Source organism: Nitrobacter sp. Nb-311A (assembly GCF_000152905.1).
Lineage (GTDB): Bacteria > Pseudomonadota > Alphaproteobacteria > Rhizobiales > Xanthobacteraceae > Nitrobacter.
Window position 1 is genome coordinate 39,220 of record NZ_AAMY01000007.1, and the last position, 16,402, is coordinate 55,621.

Sequence of the window (16,402 nt, forward strand, 5' to 3'; positions counted from 1 at the left end):
TAACTTCGGTGTCTAAACCCCTCCTTAACCGGTTAGTTCAATGCGCGCCCGAAGAACGGTCGCGGCGGCCTGGAAATCGACCAGGCGAGAGGCCCTCCGGACAGCCGCCTCCTCATCGACCCCCCATTGTTCGCTATTCCAGTCCTCATCGACATGGGCGGCAGCCCAGACCTCGCCCGCGTCCAGCCGTCCCCGCATCAAGGCGATCGCAAGCAGCGCCGAGCCGGTCAACGTCGTCACGACATGCAGCGCCCCGACCATCCAGGGATCTGACGGCAGCGCCTTGCGGGCGGCCGCGACGGCCTGATCCGGCTGACAGACATGCACGATGCCCTCGGACAGAATGAAACGCGCTTCCAACGCTTCGGCTGCCCATAACAGCACGGGATCCCAATGGACGGATTCACGAGCCACCAGCCCATCGGGGTGGCCGGCGCGGTAGAACAGGAGGTCTGTTTCGAGATATTTCGCGATATCCTCAACCACAACGTCGACGCGACCAGCCACACCATCGATGACGCTGTTGGCGAGCCGCGTCAGCGGCATGGTCATGGGGTTGATGACGTCACGTTGCGCGTCCCATTCCACGGCAATGGCTTCGGCAATCGCGCGCGCGGGCGCCGCCAGTACGTTTCGGGACGGCGTGCGAACCGGCTTGTCGTCGAGCAGAATGGCAAATCCTTCCGGCGTCTCCTTGACGCTTGCGCAGGCATAGAAGCGCTGGCGCTGCCCGGACCGCGCGGAGTTGCGCGCCGTTCCCTCCCTGTCCGGCGCCGCCTTGCCGGAGCCTTCATCTAGTTCACGCATGTCACATTCGCCTATAGCCGCCTATAGCGGCTCAACCCCGCAGCAATTTCTGATGTCATGGCGACAACCTACTCTTCCGGCGCATTTTCGATAGGGTCAAAGCGGTTTGCTTCGAGGCCGAGCAGATTCCAGGATTGCAGCATATGCGGCGGCAGCGGCGCGCTCACATCGATAACGCCGCCGCGCGGATGCGGTATCACGATGCGGCGCGCCAGCAGATGCAGCCGATTCTGAAGACCTCCCGGCAACTGCCAGTTTTCCTTATTGAAATATTTGGGATCGCCAATGATGGCATGACCGACATGCGCCATGTGCGCGCGCAGTTGATGGGTCCGTCCCGTCACCGGCTTCAGCGACACCCACGCCAGCTTCTGGGCGGAGGTCTCCACCACCGCGTAGTAGGTCACGGCGTGACTGGCCCCCTCGTCGCCATGCGCGGCGACCCGCATGATTGACTCCTCTTCATTCTCTTCCTTGGCGAGATAGGTCGAAATGCGGCCCTGCTTCGGCTTCGGCACGCCCGCAACCAGCGCCCAGTAAATCTTGCGCGCCGAGCGATGGCGGAACGCGCCGGTCAGCGCCGTAGCCGCGAAACGCGTTCTGGCGATCAGCAGACAGCCAGCCGTCTCGCGATCCAGCCGGTGCACGAGGCGCGGTCGCTGCCCTTTGGCGTCGCGCATCGTTTCCAGCATCCCGTCGATGTGCCGTGACAGGCCGGAGCCGCCCTGCACCGCAAGGCCCGCCGGCTTGTTCAGCACCATGACGTCCGCATCCTCGAACAGCACCATCTTCCGCAGTTCGTCGCGAATCTTTGTCTCGGCGTCCGATAGGCCAACCGCGGCCTTCGGCGTGTCGAGCCTGAGCGGCGGGATGCGGACCTTGTCGCCTTCGCTGACGCGATCCTTGCTGTCGGCGCGCCTGCCGTTCACGCGCAACTCGCCTTTGCGGACGATGCGCTGAATGTGGGAGAACGACAGGCCGGGAAAGCGTGCTTCAAGAAAGCGATCGACGCGCATGTTGGCTTCATCGGCCGTCACCGCAACGGTCTGGACCCTCGTCGGCAGCGGCGCCGGCGCGGGCTTGGCCGGCTTTTCGGCGGCGGAATGGGCGGAGTCGCGCGGCGCGCCGGCGCGCTGCGGCCGGCCAGTCCGAGCCTCCTGCCACTGCTCACCCGGCAATCGCTCAGCCATGCCGCGGCCTTTCGGGCGCATCCCTTTTTCCGGACGGGCAACTCTGGCCGGAGCACCTTTAGGGCGTTCGCTCCCGCGACTGCCGGATTTCGCAAAAGGTCGCCTGACGCGCCGGCTCATCGTTTCCTCAACTTTTCGGCTCCAGAGACTTTCACCGCTTCATGGAAACGGTGAAAGTCTCTATCTTTATGCTTTGACGCGTTTTCTTCACGTGAACCGGATTCCACTTCGCTCGAAAACGCTATAGAATCAACCTTAAGCCCTGGTCCTATTCATCTGAGCAAGCACGGATCCTGTCCGAAACCGCACCCTTTCAGGTTCGGGCTCATCAGCAACAGCGTGGGTAGCGTAGAAGCCAGGCAGCGTCACGGTGAATCAAGTCACTTGCCGGGCATCCGACCGCTAATGGCAAGCCCCCTGCCTCTTTAGCAACAACAGGTCGATCATCGCCCCGCGTGAGAGCTTGAGCTTGTTGGCTTCGCCTGCAGCCGCACATGCGCCCGCGGCGTCGCCCGTTTGCAGCCGCGCAAGTCCGAGGCTGACCCATCCATCGGCGAAGTCCGGCGCGTCACGCACACCCTCTTCCAGGATCGCCTTTGCCGCGGCCGGACGCTTGGCTTTCAGCAGCAGGCGTCCGTAATCAGCTTTCAGCGTTCGCCGCTGCTTCGGCTGCCGCAACGCAACCTTGAACAGTTCGTCGGCATATTCGAGATCGCCGAAGCGCGCCGCGCTGATCACCGCGAAACCCTGGTAGATCGCGCTCCGCTCGGGGGCTAGCAGCCACGCCTGATTGAACCGTTTGGTCGCTTCCGGAAAGTTACCGCGATCCAGATGCCCCCATCCACGCTCAATGGCGGCAGCGGAAACCGCCTCGCGCGAGCCCATCTTATCCGACTCCGCCAGAAAGTCGGCATCGGTCTTTTGCTGTTCGGCCGTTTTCTCCGCGAAACCGTAGAACGGCTGTTCATCCATCCGCGCCGGGAACGTCTTCTTCGTGACCGTCACGCCGGGAGCAACTTCCACCATCTCGGCGCGCGCGGCGTTCGTCATGCCAAGCAGCGCCAGCGCCAACAGCCATCGGGTCATATGTCTTCGCATCGTCTGCACCTGTTTGCGCCTCGCACCTTCTTGTCGGAGCATCATAAGCCGCTCCGTTCTGAAACAGTCTTTGAACGTGCACCGTCGCGCGAATATGTCAGGGTCATGGAACGGCAGCCCGATACTGGCGCCGATCCGGCCCGTCACGACGAGCGCTCCCGCCGCAGTTTCGCCCAGTAATCCATGCGCTTGCGGATTTCGCGCTCGAACCCGCGATCCGGCGGATTATAGAAGGTCTGACGGCCGAGCGTCTCCGGAAAGTAATCCTGTCCGGAAAACGCGTCCGGCATGTCGTGATCGTATTGATAGCCGCCGCCGTAACCTTCGGATTTCATCAGCCCGGTCGGCGCGTTGAGGATGTGCTTCGGCGGCAAGAGAGAGCCGGCGTCCTTCGCGATGCGCATCGCCGCGCCGAACGCCTTGTAGGCGGCGTTGGACTTCGGCGCGGTCGCGAGATAGATCACCGCCTGCGCGATCGCGAGTTCGCCTTCCGGCGAGCCGAGGAAATCATAGGCATCCTTGGCCGCGTTGCAGATCACCAGCGCCTGCGGATCCGCAAGCCCGATGTCCTCCACCGCCATCCGCATCACGCGGCGCGCGAGAAACAACGGATCCTCGCCGGCCTCAAGCATCCGCGCCAGATAGTACAGCGCCGCATCGGGATCGGAGCCCCGCACCGACTTGTGCAAGGCAGAAATCAGGTTGTAGTGGCCGTCGGCGGATTTGTCGTAGATCGGCGCGCGGCGCTGCAAAACGCTCTGCAACTGCCCGGCATTGAAGGCCTCGCCCTCACGCGCCGACCGCCAGACTTCCTCGACCAGCGTCAGCGCCGCTCGGCCGTCGCCATCGGCCATGCGCGCCAGCGCGGCGCGCGCCTCCTCGTCGAGAGGCAACGGCTTGCCCTCGACTAGCTCGGCGCGGACGAATAATTTCTCGATCGCCGCCGCGTCGAGCGAACGGAACACCAGCACGCGCGCCCGCGACAATAACGCCGCGTTCAGTTCGAATGACGGGTTCTCAGTGGTCGCGCCGACCAGAACAACGGTTCCGTCCTCCATGACAGGCAGAAACGAATCCTGTTGCGCGCGATTGAAACGATGCACCTCGTCGACGAACAGGAGCGTTCCCGTCCCCGACTCGCGGCGCGCGCGGGCGGCGTCGAACACCTTCTTCAGATCGGCGACACCGGAGAACACCGCCGACAATTGCTCGAAATGCAGCGCGGTCGCATCCGCCAGCAGCCTCGCCACCGTGGTCTTGCCGGTCCCCGGCGGCCCCCAGAAGATGAGCGAGCCCAGCGAGCGGGTTTCCAGCATGCGGGTCAGCGCGCCGTCCGGCCCCAGAATGTGATCCTGCCCGACGACATCCGGCAGCGTCTGCGGGCGCAGCCTGTCCGGCAGTGGATGCGGCGCATCACGCTCCAGGCCCGCCGCGGCGAACAGGCTCCCTGAGTCGCGCTGGCGTTTCGGGCTCATCCCCCTATAGCATGACTTGAATCTGCTGGCCGCCACGCATCAGCGTGATACGCCAGAGCCGCCTTGCTTCGCGAACGGCCTGTTCGAGATCGGTCGTTTTGACGATCTTCTTGTTGTTGACCGCGAGGATGATGTCGCCTTTCCTGAAGCCGACAGTCGCGGCCATGCCATCCTCAGCTAATGCGATAACCACGACTCCTTCGGCGCCGTAATCAAGATGAAGTTCGTCGGCCAGCGCCGGCGAGACATTCGCAACCTTAGCGCCCTGGAATGGCGATGGCGCGGTGATCACAATCTCGTCGCGGCCGGTGTCCGGCGCAGCCTCGAGCGGAACGGTGAGCTTGACCGGCCTCCCATTGCGCTGGACTTCCAATTGCGCGGTGCCGCCGAGCGGACGCGTCGCAAACCGATAGTCAAACGCATTGGGGTCCTCGACTGGCTGGCCGTCGATCGACACGATCAGGTCGGACAGTTTGAGACCGGCGCGCGCCCCCGGACTTCCAGCCGCAACACTGGCCACCAGTGCACCCGCCGGCGCCTTAAGGCCGATGGTTTCGGCAATCTCGGGGGTTATCGCCTGCAGTCGCGCCCCAAGCCAGGGCCGCTGCACCGCCTTGCCGCCATTCTTGGCAGACGCCACGACGACCCGAACCATGTTTGCAGGAATGGCAAAGCCGATGCCCTGCGATCCGCCGGAGCGCGAAAAGATTGCGGTGTTGATGCCTGCGAGACGGCCCGTCATGTCAACCAGTGCCCCACCCGAATTCCCCGGATTGATCGCCGCATCGGTCTGGATGAAGAACTGATAGTCTGTAATTCCCACCTGTGTGCGCGCCAGCGCCGAAACAATACCGTGCGTCACCGTCTGTCCGACGCCGAACGGGTTCCCAATCGCCATCACGAGGTCTCCGACCTGCAACTCATCTGAATTCGCGAAATCAAGCGTCGGAAACTTCTCGTGTACATCCTTCAGCCGCAGGACCGCGAGATCCGTCCGTTTATCCTTGAGTACGATCTCGGCCTCGAACTCACGCTTGTCCGGCAGCGCGATCTTGACCTGATCGGCGCCCTCGATCACGTGATTGTTTGTCACGACAAGGCCGGACGGATCGACCATCACGCCTGAGCCGAGCGAGCGCTGCATCTGTTCCGGCTGCCCGCCAGGAACGCCAAAGAAGCGGCGGAAGATCGGGTCATCCAGCAGCGGATGGCGATGCTGGATCACCTTGGCAGCATAGACATTGACCACGGCCGGGACCACCCGTTGCACGATCGGCGCATAGGAAAGCCGCAACTCGGCCTCGGTGGCCGGCACATGGCGGTCCTGGGCATAACCAGGCGCCATCATTGTCAGAACGAGGAATAGCGGAGCGAACAGGCGGAACAACGTCATGAATTGATTCCCAGGATCAGGACCGCAGATATAGGCGTCTCGACCCTTCAAGAGAAGCAAAAGACGCTCTTTTCACGTCCGCGACGGTGTTTCCGGGTTTCCCCGAGCGGCTCCGCCGCCGGTGTGCGCACGGCCTGCCTTCTGCCCTTGCGCCACTTCAGCCCTCCCCAATCAGGCCCATTGCGCGGATTCTAAGGATTGGCGCACACATCATCGTCTAACGTACCATCCATTGGGACAGTTCGGCCGCATGCATCGCGGTGATTCCCTCACCAGACGCGGCGAAATACGACGTAGGCCGGACTGCCTGTCATATCCTTGCAATGGAACTCCACTAAGCGTCCGCCCAAGCTTAGGATGAAGCGGGGAGAGTATCTGATGTTGCCGTGGGGCGAGAACCAAAACAATCGTCGATCCAAAACAAAGGCCAATAAGCCCGCGACAGCAATGGCGCGGCAAGGGTTGGCGCGTCTCAATCACAGGCAAAAATTTTTGTCGGCAGTTCTCGGAGCGATCGCTTTTGCCGGCGCAGTCAGCACCGCACAGGCAAGCGGACAGACCGTGACTCCAGAACAGGTCGAAGATCTGCAAAAGCAAATTCGCGTGCTGGAAAAGAAGCTCGAAAGCGTTCGACAGAAAACCTTCCTGAATGCCAGCGCCGGCTATATGCCGACAAAAGGGACGTTTGCGCCGCCGGACGTTCTGGTGTCGATGAAGGGTGGCTCCCCCCGCATCTGCACCGCGGATGGATTCAACTGCGTCGGCATCACCGGCCGCCTGCACTTCGATGTCGGGGGCTACAACTACACGCCGAACTCGGCCGCAACCGTGCCGCAGGATCTGCAGGACGGCGTCAACGCACGCCGCGCCCGTATCGGTCTCGTGGGCAAATTCGCACGCGATTGGTTCTATGCGTTGATCGGCGAGTTCGGCGGCTCCCAGGACGGCTCGGGGACCATCAACAACGCCTTTGTGTCCTACAAGGGCTTCGAGCACACGAGCATCGACCTCGGCTACATGAAAGTGATGTGGAGCCTCGAACAGGCCACCAGTTCCAACAACATCACATTCATGGAACGCTCCTCCGCGCAAGTGATGGCTGCCGACCTCGGCGCCGGCGGCCAACGCGCGGCCGTCGGGGTCATCAGCTACGACAAGTGGTGGTGGGCCGCCGCCTACCTGACGGGACCCGAGCGCGCCTATGATCATTCGCTGCGCGTCCCCTATTCAGCGGTTGGCCGTCTGGTTTTCACGCCGATCAACACCGATGTCGCCACTTTCCTGTTCGGCGGCGAGGTGCTCTATCTTGCCGACACCGGAGGCGCCCCTGGCGTTAATGACATCCGATTGCGCGAACGCATCGAACTTCGCATCGATCCGACCCGGGTGCTCGACACTCATACCATTGCTAATGTCGATGACGTGCGGGTGCTGAGCGGCGAAGTCGGCGGCGCCATCGGCCCTTTCCATGGCCAGGGCGAATATTTCGACTACAGCATCTCCCGGTCCGGGGGTTCCGACCTTCATTTCAAGGGGGGCTATGTTCAGGCCGGTTATATTCTTACCGGCGAGAGGCGCACATATCTCCAACATGACGCTGCGTTCGGCGGCGTGCATCCGAGCCATCCCTTCTTCTGGGATATGGCTGGCGGCATCGGCGCTTGGGAGATCGCGGCGCGCTACAGCTACATGGATCTCAACGACAACCTGGTGTTCGGCGGAAAGCAGGAGAACATCGTGGTCGGTCTCAACTGGTATCTCAACGACAATATGCGCCTGATGTTCAACTGGGTCCACGGCACAGTAGCGAAAACCAACCTTGCCAATCAGGATCTCGGCGCCAAGTATGACGCCTTCGCGATGCGCACCCAGTGGGCATTTTGAAACCCACATGAGGCCTTTCCAACTTCACGAAAATGGTGAAAGGCCCTAACGCGCCCCGCGACGACTTCGTTAAGTCGCGGGTCTCCTTGCAAAGTATCACGTTCGTTACTGATGCGATCGTTGATGTTTAGCCCTGGCAAGGTCCATTAAACCTTGACAACCAAGCGCTTGATACCAATCGCAGCCCAGCGTGATGGAGAACACAATTCACTAAAATCGGCTCTGAGCATGTGCGCTCAGAGCCGAGAGCCAAGCTCTAACAGCTCGGGTCATTCGTGAAGGAGCAGCGTTCGTGGAAGCCGAGGCGATAGCGAGGGCCGCTATAAGCCGGCGCATATCTGTTGTTATAGCGTGTAGGGGTATAATCGCCGCCGGAGTCATAGGCCAGGTAGCCGCGACCTTCATAACCCCGATCACCTCTGCCGCTTTCGCTTTTCCCCGAAAATGCGAGCGCCGAAGTACTTAGCATCGTTCCCGCACAAATCGCAATCAATAGGTATTTCATTACCATGCTCCATCACGATTAAAGGGGACTGAGATCATCTCACATTGGAGTCTGAGCCTGTCATATTTCTGTAATCTAGTTTACTTATAATTACTTGCCCGAGGGGCGTCAATCCAAAACGAGGCGTTGATCCTGCGACAGAAATTCGCGGGAAGCGTTGGTGTGTCTCAACCAAAGATAAGAGTTTTTATCGTTGCTCGCGGGAGCAATCGCTTTCGTCGGCGCAGTCGACGCCGCACACGCGAGCGGTCAGCCCGTGCCCGGCGCAGGTCGAGATCTGCAAAAAGTAAATTCGCGTGCTGGAAACGACGCTCGATAATTTTGTTCTGACGCGTTTTCTTTGCGCGGAGCCGGTATCCCCTCGGTCGAAAACGCTCTATAGGGCTCGCTCAAACCAACAAAAAAGCGGCGCTCCACAGCGCCGCCCTTTTAGTTTTCAAATAGTTTTCAAAAGATATCGCGTTTACGCAGCTTCCGAAGCCTCGGCCTGCACCGGCCCGGAGTCCTGACCCTTGGCATCGACGTCGCGATCGACGAACTCAATCACCGCCATCGGGGCGTTGTCGCCATAACGGAAGCCAGCCTTGATGATACGGGTATAACCGCCATGACGGTCCTTGTAGCGCGGCGCCAGCACATCGAACAGCTTCTTCACTTGACCGACGTCACGCATCTCGCTGATCGCCTGACGGCGCTTGTCGAGACCACCCTTCTTGCCAAGTGTGACCAATTTTTCGACGATCGGACGCAGTTCCTTTGCCTTCGGCAGCGTGGTGACAATCTGCTCATGCTTGATAAGCGACGCCGCCATGTTGGCGAACATGGCCTTGCGATGCTCCGCGGTGCGATTGAGCTTCCGGTGAACCTTACCATGACGCATTGATGTGATCCTCAGTCTTGTCCGTCGCGACTACCCGGCGGTCGCGTTGCTCAGGTGGGCTGCCTGCGTTCGCCCTGCTTTGAGGTCCTCTCCGCTGCGGAGAAGAGATCAAAAGCTCAGTAATGGTCCTCGAAGCGCTTTGCCAGCTCGTCGATATTTTCCGGCGGCCAGCCCGGCACTTCCATGCCGAGGTGCAGCCCCATCTGGGCCAGCACTTCCTTGATTTCGTTTAGCGACTTGCGTCCGAAGTTCGGCGTGCGCAACATCTCTGCTTCCGACTTCTGCACCAGATCGCCAATGTAAACGATATTGTCGTTCTTCAGGCAGTTCGCGGAGCGCACCGACAATTCCAGTTCGTCCACTTTCTTGAGGAAGGCCGGATTGAACGCCAAATCCGGAATGATCTCGGTGGCGACTTCCTTGCGCGGCTCCTCGAAGTTGACGAAGACGTTGAGTTGATCCTGAAGGATGCGCGCGGCGAAGGCCACAGCGTCCTCGGGTGTCACCCCGCCATTCGTTTCGATGGTCATGGTCAGTTTGTCATAGTCGAGGATCTGACCCTCACGCGTATTCTCGACCTTGTAGGATACTTTGCGCACCGGCGAATACAGGCTGTCGACCGGTATCAGTCCGATCGGCGCATCCTCGGGCCGGTTGCGCTCGGCGGCAATGTAGCCCTTGCCGGCGGCGACCGTGAACTCCATGCGAATCTCGGCGCCGTCGTCGAGGGTGCAGATCTGAAGGTCCGGATTAAGCACCACGATGTCGCCGACGGTCTGGATGTCACCTGCGGTGACGCTGCCGGGACCCTGCTTCTTCACGACCATGCGCTTGGGGCCTTCGCCCTGCATCTTGATCGCAATGTCCTTGATGTTCAGCACGATGTCCGTGACATCCTCGCGAACGCCCGCGATCGAGGAGAATTCGTGCAGAACGCCATCGATATGCACCGACTGCACCGCAGCTCCCTGCAGCGAGGACAGCAGGATGCGGCGCAGCGCGTTACCGAGCGTCTGGCCGAAACCGCGCTCGAGCGGCTCGGCGACCAGGGTCGCAAAGCGCGAAGGATCGCTGCCGGGAACGACCTGCAGCTTGTTCGGCCGAATGAGCTCTTGCCAATTTTTCTGGATCGTCACTGTTTCACCCATGCCATCAACGTCATTGGCGTTGGAGGACGCGGATCAATCCGCGCAATAAGAAAATAAAGATTTCGAACTGACGGGGGCGACAAATGCCGCCGTCGAATATCAAACGCGCCGTCGCTTGCGTGGACGGCAACCGTTATGAGGGATCGCGGTCACATCGCGGATCGAGGTAACGGTGAAGCCTGCGGCCTGCAGCGCGCGCAAGGCCGATTCGCGGCCCGAGCCCGGACCGGCCACTTCGACCTCGAGGGTGCGCATGCCGTGCTCCTGCGCCTTCTTGGAAACGTCTTCCGCCGCCACCTGTGCCGCGTAGGGAGTGGACTTGCGTGATCCCTTGAACCCCATTGTCCCGGCCGATGACCAGGCGATCGTATTGCCCTGCGCATCGGTGATGGTGATGGTGGTGTTGTTGAACGACGAATTGACATGCGCGATGCCGGACGCGATGTTCTTGCGCTCGCGGCGGCGAACGCGTGTCGTAGCTTCCTTACCCATTGTCAGCCTTTCCTGTGATCTCAACGCCGCCGTAATGCCAGCGGCTCCACCGACGAAGCGAGTAGCGACCCGAATCTATTCGCTATTCGTCATTATCCTGACCGCGCTCTTACTTTTTCTTGCCGGCGATGGACTTGGCCGGCCCCTTGCGGGTGCGCGCATTGGTATGGGTGCGCTGGCCGCGCACCGGCAGTCCGCGGCGATGACGCAAGCCGCGATAGCAACCGAGATCCATCAGCCGCTTGATGTTGATACCAACCTCACGACGAAGATCGCCTTCGACGAGGTAGTCGCGGTCGATGACTTCCCGAATCTGAAGCACTTCCTGATCGGTCAGCTGCGAAACCCGGCGATCGGCCGGAATCTTGACCTTCTCGATGATCTCAGCGGCATTCTTTTGACCAATGCCATGGATATACTGAAGCGCGATAACGACGCGCTTGTTGGTCGGGATATTCACGCCGGCAATGCGGGCCACAGACTTCTCTCCTCTTGCCGACTCGTGGGGAGCCGGCCTTTCCCTTGTTATTTCAGGCGGGTATCCTCAAACACAAGAACGACGCCCGACCCTCTGCGGGGTCCGGCATCGTCTGAAACGATCCGCTGGATGCTTGTTTATTAAGGACTCGGTGGCATTCCGTCAACCGTTCCCCCGCTTTTGTTCGCTATTTCGTGACTTTCAGGCTGCCATTCTTGTCGCGTTCCAAGGCGCCCCGCTTTCCATCCAACGGCGGCCCCCCAACCATCATTTGTTGGTTTTCTCGGCTTATAGGGCGTTTTCGAGCGAAGTGGACACCGGTTCGCGTGAAGAGAAACGCGCCAAATCGAAATCATGGGGCCCTGCTTCTGACTCAGTCAGAGGCAGAAAGGCTCCAGCTATCGATTTCTGGCCCCGCCTTACCATCGGCGGACGCCGAACTTTGACATCGGAACTCCCGAGCGCCTCAAGACGCGGCGAATATCCCGCGTGACGTCGTCGATGGCCATCATGCCGTCAACAGTCAGCAGCTTGCCGCGCTCCGAATAGTAGCGAATGAGCGGCTCCGTCAGTGCGCGATAGCTGGCCAGCCGCTTCGCGAGCACCTCAGGCCGATCATCGGCCCGCACCTGCTCGCCCCGCGCCGTCATTTCCGCGACACGGCTTTCAACGCGCTGCAGCAGCGCACTTTCGTCGACGCGAAGCTCGACCACGGCATCGAGCACGAGATTTTTGGATTGAAGCAGACGATCCAGCGCCTCAGCCTGCGGCACCGTACGCGGAAAGCCGTCGAGGATGAATCCCATCTTCGCGTCCGCCTGCTCCAGCCGGTCGGAAATGATGCCGATCACGACATCGTCCGGGACCAGCCCCCCGCTCGCCATGATGTCCTTGGCCTTGAGGCCGACCGGTGTGCCGGCGGCAACGGCTGCGCGCAGCATGTCGCCGGTGGAAAGCTGAATGATTCCGTAGTGACGGACCAGACGTTGCGCCTGCGTTCCTTTTCCCGCCCCCGGCGGCCCGAGAAAAATCAGTCTCATAAAGAATTGCCCCATCGCCGGGTGAACGGGCAGCCGTGCACCTGAGCTTCGATATCAGGCACAGAGCAAGACACGGTCCGCGCCCCTCACGGCAACTCATAGGGCATCCCGCCGCAGGCGATCAATGCCTCAGACAAGAATCACGGGCGGCAGATAGATCGCGGCGGCGAATATCGTATACGAATCTCAAACGAAGAATCCCCGGAGTGAAAACTGGTTGGCAGGCCTGATACGCACTCCGCAAAAGCGGATACACCGTCGCAAACGGAATAGCACAAGTTATTGACGGAGGACGATTTTTCTCGCTAGAAAGCGGATCTCATTAACGCGCAGCCGGCAGACACCGCAGTGCTCCAGAGCGCAGCGGACTCGATATGCTTGCCCTGAGTTCTTTCCGCCAATGATCCTTTGCGGACATACCGAAATCAAAAAGGACCGAAAAGGCCGAGACGAGGAGCGCTGCGGCTCACTACGGAAGTCCCTTTGTCATCGTAAAGGGGTTGAAGCCATGCTCCGCAAGGGCGGCCCACGAAGCTGCGCCAAGATGTGACAATCGGAAATAGACTCGCGGCTTGGTCGGGTCGGTGTCCAACACGAACCCGGTCGGTAATTCGCGGACAGTCGTGGCATAGAACCCACCATCGGGCGACCTCTGGGATTCGATGACAGCGAGCAACGACTCGGCCCTCTCAGTCCTGCCGAGCAATTTCATCAAGAGAGCCACTTGGCCCGTCCCTTCGGTCCATACACCGTCCCGGTCTTCACTATAAGAAAAGCCCCCGCCGACACTCATTCGCTGTTCGGCGGTCGTCATTGCCGATGCAAATTTCCCGGCGGCTCCGTGAAGCGCTGTTAAAGGCCAGATCTGAGCATCCAGAGCCAAAATCGGATTGTGCGTGACGCCGTCTTCGGCGGTCCCTGCGGCGAAACAGGCGCATGCCGGATTCCACATCGTATTTACGAAGGCCTCAGCAACCGTCGCCTTCTCGCGCCAGCGCGAATCGCCTGCGCGGATCGCAAGGAGGCCAAACGCGGCGGCGAGGTCCGTATTATGTTCAGTCGATTTCCACGTCCGCACTTCCGGTGTCGGTTCGTGCCCAAACGTACCACCCGTGAAGCCGCCAGGACCGCGCGTATCGGCCCATTGCGCGACCCAGGCGCCAAGCCGCGCTGCACCGTCGCGAAACCGAGAGCCGGTGTTCACATCATCAATCGACAGCAACGCCAACATGGCCCATGCCATGTTACCAACATCGCTGCCCACCTGATATCGATCCTCTAACCATTTGTTCTGAGTATTGTCCCACCACCCTGGAAGTTTGACAGGGCCATTCGCCACCCCACCCGCGGCGTAAGCGTTCCTGAGCCGTCCATCATGCCAGGTGCGGTCGTTGTCGATGGCCCATAGAATCGCCGAGCCAATCCGATACGCTTTGTCTTGCTCGCCGCAACCGACCAATGCGATGGCGGCTACCGCATTGTCATAGACATAGGCGGCGCCATGCAGAGGCCCCGATTCGACGGTCGGATAGCTGGGCAGGAACAACTGCTCTGATGGCGGCGCCTTATCAATTAGACCAGCGAGGTATCCGCACGCTGACGTTTTTGGTGCTGCTAAAGCCTGCAGCGGAGCTGAGGCCATCATGATTGCGAAAGTCGCGACGACCCAAGTGTGAAGGCAGAGCCCGCGACAACGGTAGAAGCCATAAGCGATTGGTGCCGGTCGCATGTCGCTGCCTCTCGTGTCTTTTCAGACAGACTTTGGGGCATCAGAAAGAAAGCAGGTCAGGATCGAGTAAAAATCGTGCCCTCGTCTTCAACGGCAGTTTATGGCCCGCTGCCGCACAACTCCGGCCGCTTGGGGGCAAAGCAGACATTGCCTTCGCATCACGCCGCTGGGTTTATGGGTACACGGCCGAGATAACCGATTCCGCAAGCGAGAAAACGCCTCACGTCACCGACGGCGGCCTCTCAGCTTGGATTTCTTGATCAGGCCCTCATACTGGTGGGCCAGCAGATATCCCTGCACCTGCGACACCGTATCCATCGTGACGCTGACCACGATCAGAAGCGACGTGCCGCCGAAATAGAAGGGGACGGCTGCGTAGGAAATCAGAATCTCAGGGATAAGGCAGACAACCGCGAGATAGACGGCCCCGGGCACCGTGATGCGTGAAAGCACGTAGTCGATATACTCGGCGGTCCGCTCACCTGGCCTGATGCCCGGAATGAAGCCGCCGTGCTTCTTGAGATTATCGGCTGTCTCGGTCGGATTAAATACAATCGCGGTGTAGAAAAAGGTGAAGAACACGATCAGCGCGATATACAGCACCAGAAACAGCGGCCGGCCGTGACCGAGTTGGGTATTGATCCACTGGAACCATTCCGGTCCGCTACCCGCGTTGAAATTCGCGACGGTCGTCGGCAGCAGCAGCAGCGACGAAGCGAAAATCGGCGGAATCACACCCGAGGTATTGAGCTTCAGCGGCAAATGGGAAGATTGCCCATCAAACATCTTATTGCCGACCTGACGCTTCGGATACTGGATCAGCAACCTGCGCTGGGCGCGCTCCATGAACACGATAAAGGCAATCACCGCCACGACCATGATCAGAACGATCAGGATGATCCCCGTGGACAGCGCGCCTTGCCGGCCGAGTTCCAGCATGTTGGCGAGCGCGGATGGCAGCTCGGCGACGATACCGGCCATGATGATAAGGGAAATGCCGTTGCCGATGCCTCGCGATGTGATCTGCTCTCCAAGCCACATCAGAAACATGGTTCCGCCGGTCAATGTGATCGCGGTCGAGACCAGGAAAAACATGCCGGGATTAGTGACGACGTTGCCAGCGCCCTGAAGTCCGACGGCAATGCCATAGGACTGGAAGAACGCCAGCACCACCGTGAGATAGCGGGTGTATTGATTGATGACCTTGCGGCCGGCTTCGCCCTCCTTCTTGAGGGCTTCGAGCTTTGGCGATACCGAGGTCAAAAGTTGCAGGATGATCGCGGCCGAAATGTACGGCATAATGTTCAGGGCGAAAATCGCCATGCGGTCGATACCGCCGCCGGAGAACATATTGAACATCCCGAGGATGCCGCCAGCCTGGGAATTGAACACTTTTTGCCAGACCGTCGGGTCAATGCCCGGCAGCGGGATATAGGTACCCAGCCGATAGACAAGCAGGGCGCCGAGCGTGAACCAGATGCGCTTTTTCAGCTCGTCCGCTTTTGCAAACGCCGAGAAGTTAAGGTTAGCCGCCAGTTGTTCCGCTGCTGAGACCATATTCAGCTTTCTCCCGCGCCAATGGTGCCGTCACGCTCCGCCAGAACGGGCCAGCAGCAGACGCCAGACCTCTCATGATGCTCGATTTTGATAAATCCAACATCCGCAAGTCCCTGTCATGCACCAAAGCGGGCGATGACACAGATGTTAAGCTGCCTCACCTTCATCTTTCTTCGGCGCAAGGATTTTCACTGTGCCGCCCGCCTTCTCGATCGCCGCGATCGCGGACTTCGAAGCACCGTGAACCTCAATCGTCAGTTTCGCCTTGATCTCCCCACGACCAAGCAGGCGAACGCCACCCTTACTGCGGCGCACGACGCCAGATTTCACCAGCAACTCGGAGTTGATGGTATCCTTGGGATCGATCGACCCGGCGTCGACCGCCGCCTGAAGCCGGTCAAGGTTGATTTCGGCGAACTCCACCCGGAAAATATTATTGAAGCCCCGCTTCGGCAACCGCCGGTGCAGCGGCATCTGACCTCCCTCGAAGCCTTTGATGCGTACACCCGAGCGCGCGGTCTGTCCCTTGCCGCCACGGCCACCGGTCTTGCCCTTACCGGAGCCGATACCCCGGCCGATCCGCATGCGCTTTTTGCGCGAGCCTGCGTTGTCGGCGATATCGCAAAGTTTCATGGTCGCGTCCTCATCGTATTCGTCGTGCCAGCATTGTTCCGGCCTTCCACGTCTTGTGCCGAAACCGGCGTTTTCCAGACCATGGCCCCCGGC

At 60.3% G+C, this 16,402-nt stretch carries 13 protein-coding genes and 1 pseudogene; 1 reads left to right on the top strand and 13 read right to left on the bottom strand.

The genetic code is table 11. From position 1 onward, the window contains the following. Positions 1 to 24: 24 nt before the first annotated feature. The 5 genes from NB311A_RS03665 to NB311A_RS03685 all read right to left on the bottom strand — a co-directional run bounded on the left by NB311A_RS03665 (position 25) and on the right by NB311A_RS03685 (position 5,963). Positions 25 to 807 (bottom strand): ATP12 family chaperone protein, encoded by a 783-nt coding sequence (locus NB311A_RS03665; RefSeq protein ID WP_009797106.1) that lies wholly within the window; start codon positions 805 to 807, stop codon positions 25 to 27. A gap of 68 nt (positions 808 to 875) precedes the next feature. After that, positions 876 to 2,117 (bottom strand): RluA family pseudouridine synthase, encoded by a 1,242-nt coding sequence (locus NB311A_RS03670; RefSeq protein WP_040673875.1) that lies wholly within the window; start codon positions 2,115 to 2,117, stop codon positions 876 to 878. A 282-nt stretch (positions 2,118 to 2,399) separates the two neighbouring features. Beyond that, positions 2,400 to 3,140: a M48 family metallopeptidase gene (locus NB311A_RS03675; RefSeq protein WP_009797108.1), complete on the bottom strand. Its 741-nt coding sequence runs from the start codon at positions 3,138 to 3,140 to the stop codon at positions 2,400 to 2,402. A 98-nt stretch (positions 3,141 to 3,238) separates the two neighbouring features. Continuing rightward, the gene (locus NB311A_RS03680; protein WP_009797109.1) at positions 3,239 to 4,570 is read right to left on the bottom strand and encodes a replication-associated recombination protein A; all 1,332 of its coding nucleotides are present in this window, start codon (positions 4,568 to 4,570) and stop codon (positions 3,239 to 3,241) included. 4 nt (positions 4,571 to 4,574) lie between these two features. Then, a complete protein-coding gene (locus tag NB311A_RS03685) occupies positions 4,575 to 5,963 on the bottom strand; it encodes a DegQ family serine endoprotease (protein WP_040673877.1) in 1,389 nt (462 codons plus the stop codon). A 492-nt stretch (positions 5,964 to 6,455) separates the two neighbouring features. Between NB311A_RS03685 and NB311A_RS03690 the strand changes: the two genes are divergently transcribed. Further along, positions 6,456 to 7,847, top strand: a complete 1,392-nt coding sequence (locus NB311A_RS03690) for a porin (protein ID WP_040673909.1) — start codon at positions 6,456 to 6,458, stop codon at positions 7,845 to 7,847. A gap of 968 nt (positions 7,848 to 8,815) precedes the next feature. On the opposite strand, the gene rplQ is transcribed toward NB311A_RS03690, so the two are convergent. The 8 genes and pseudogenes from rplQ to rplO all read right to left on the bottom strand — a co-directional run bounded on the left by rplQ (position 8,816) and on the right by rplO (position 16,309). Beyond that, complete coding sequence (rplQ, locus tag NB311A_RS03695; protein WP_009797112.1) at positions 8,816 to 9,232, bottom strand: 50S ribosomal protein L17; 417 nt, start codon at positions 9,230 to 9,232, stop codon at positions 8,816 to 8,818. Positions 9,233 to 9,348: 116 nt separating this feature from the next. Continuing rightward, entirely contained in the window at positions 9,349 to 10,380 is a 1,032-nt protein-coding gene (locus tag NB311A_RS03700; protein WP_009797113.1) for a DNA-directed RNA polymerase subunit alpha, read from the bottom strand. Positions 10,381 to 10,479: 99 nt separating this feature from the next. After that, complete coding sequence (rpsK, locus tag NB311A_RS03705; RefSeq protein ID WP_009797114.1) at positions 10,480 to 10,872, bottom strand: 30S ribosomal protein S11; 393 nt, start codon at positions 10,870 to 10,872, stop codon at positions 10,480 to 10,482. Between the two features lie 109 nt (positions 10,873 to 10,981). Further along, on the bottom strand, positions 10,982 to 11,350 hold the full coding sequence (gene rpsM / locus NB311A_RS03710; protein ID WP_009797115.1) for a 30S ribosomal protein S13: 369 nt from the start codon (positions 11,348 to 11,350) through the stop codon (positions 10,982 to 10,984). A gap of 455 nt (positions 11,351 to 11,805) precedes the next feature. Beyond that, a pseudogene (locus NB311A_RS03715) lies at positions 11,806 to 12,390 on the bottom strand (adenylate kinase); the annotation flags it as partial. 469 nt (positions 12,391 to 12,859) lie between these two features. Beyond that, positions 12,860 to 14,119 (bottom strand): hypothetical protein, encoded by a 1,260-nt coding sequence (locus NB311A_RS03720; protein WP_245256917.1) that lies wholly within the window; start codon positions 14,117 to 14,119, stop codon positions 12,860 to 12,862. Between the two features lie 225 nt (positions 14,120 to 14,344). Next, the gene (gene secY, locus NB311A_RS03725; RefSeq protein WP_009797118.1) at positions 14,345 to 15,676 is read right to left on the bottom strand and encodes a preprotein translocase subunit SecY; all 1,332 of its coding nucleotides are present in this window, start codon (positions 15,674 to 15,676) and stop codon (positions 14,345 to 14,347) included. A 147-nt stretch (positions 15,677 to 15,823) separates the two neighbouring features. Further along, complete coding sequence (gene rplO / locus NB311A_RS03730; protein ID WP_009797119.1) at positions 15,824 to 16,309, bottom strand: 50S ribosomal protein L15; 486 nt, start codon at positions 16,307 to 16,309, stop codon at positions 15,824 to 15,826. Positions 16,310 to 16,402 lie beyond the last annotated feature (93 nt).

Excerpts from the sequence above, each read along its gene's own strand:
- NB311A_RS03665 (WP_009797106.1), bottom strand. The coding sequence starts at position 807 with ATGCGTGAACTAGATGAAGGCTCCGGCAAGGCGGCGCCGGACAGGGAG.
- NB311A_RS03670 (WP_040673875.1), bottom strand. The coding sequence starts at position 2,117 with ATGAGCCGGCGCGTCAGGCGACCTTTTGCGAAATCCGGCAGTCGCGGG.
- NB311A_RS03675 (WP_009797108.1), bottom strand. The coding sequence starts at position 3,140 with ATGATGCTCCGACAAGAAGGTGCGAGGCGCAAACAGGTGCAGACGATG.
- NB311A_RS03680 (WP_009797109.1), bottom strand. The coding sequence starts at position 4,570 with ATGAGCCCGAAACGCCAGCGCGACTCAGGGAGCCTGTTCGCCGCGGCG.
- NB311A_RS03685 (WP_040673877.1), bottom strand. The coding sequence starts at position 5,963 with ATGACGTTGTTCCGCCTGTTCGCTCCGCTATTCCTCGTTCTGACAATG.
- rplQ (WP_009797112.1), bottom strand. The coding sequence starts at position 9,232 with ATGCGTCATGGTAAGGTTCACCGGAAGCTCAATCGCACCGCGGAGCAT.
- NB311A_RS03700 (WP_009797113.1), bottom strand. The coding sequence starts at position 10,380 with ATGGGTGAAACAGTGACGATCCAGAAAAATTGGCAAGAGCTCATTCGG.
- rpsK (WP_009797114.1), bottom strand. The coding sequence starts at position 10,872 with ATGGGTAAGGAAGCTACGACACGCGTTCGCCGCCGCGAGCGCAAGAAC.
- NB311A_RS03720 (WP_245256917.1), bottom strand. The coding sequence starts at position 14,119 with ATGCGACCGGCACCAATCGCTTATGGCTTCTACCGTTGTCGCGGGCTC.
- secY (WP_009797118.1), bottom strand. The coding sequence starts at position 15,676 with ATGGTCTCAGCAGCGGAACAACTGGCGGCTAACCTTAACTTCTCGGCG.
- rplO (WP_009797119.1), bottom strand. The coding sequence starts at position 16,309 with ATGAAACTTTGCGATATCGCCGACAACGCAGGCTCGCGCAAAAAGCGC.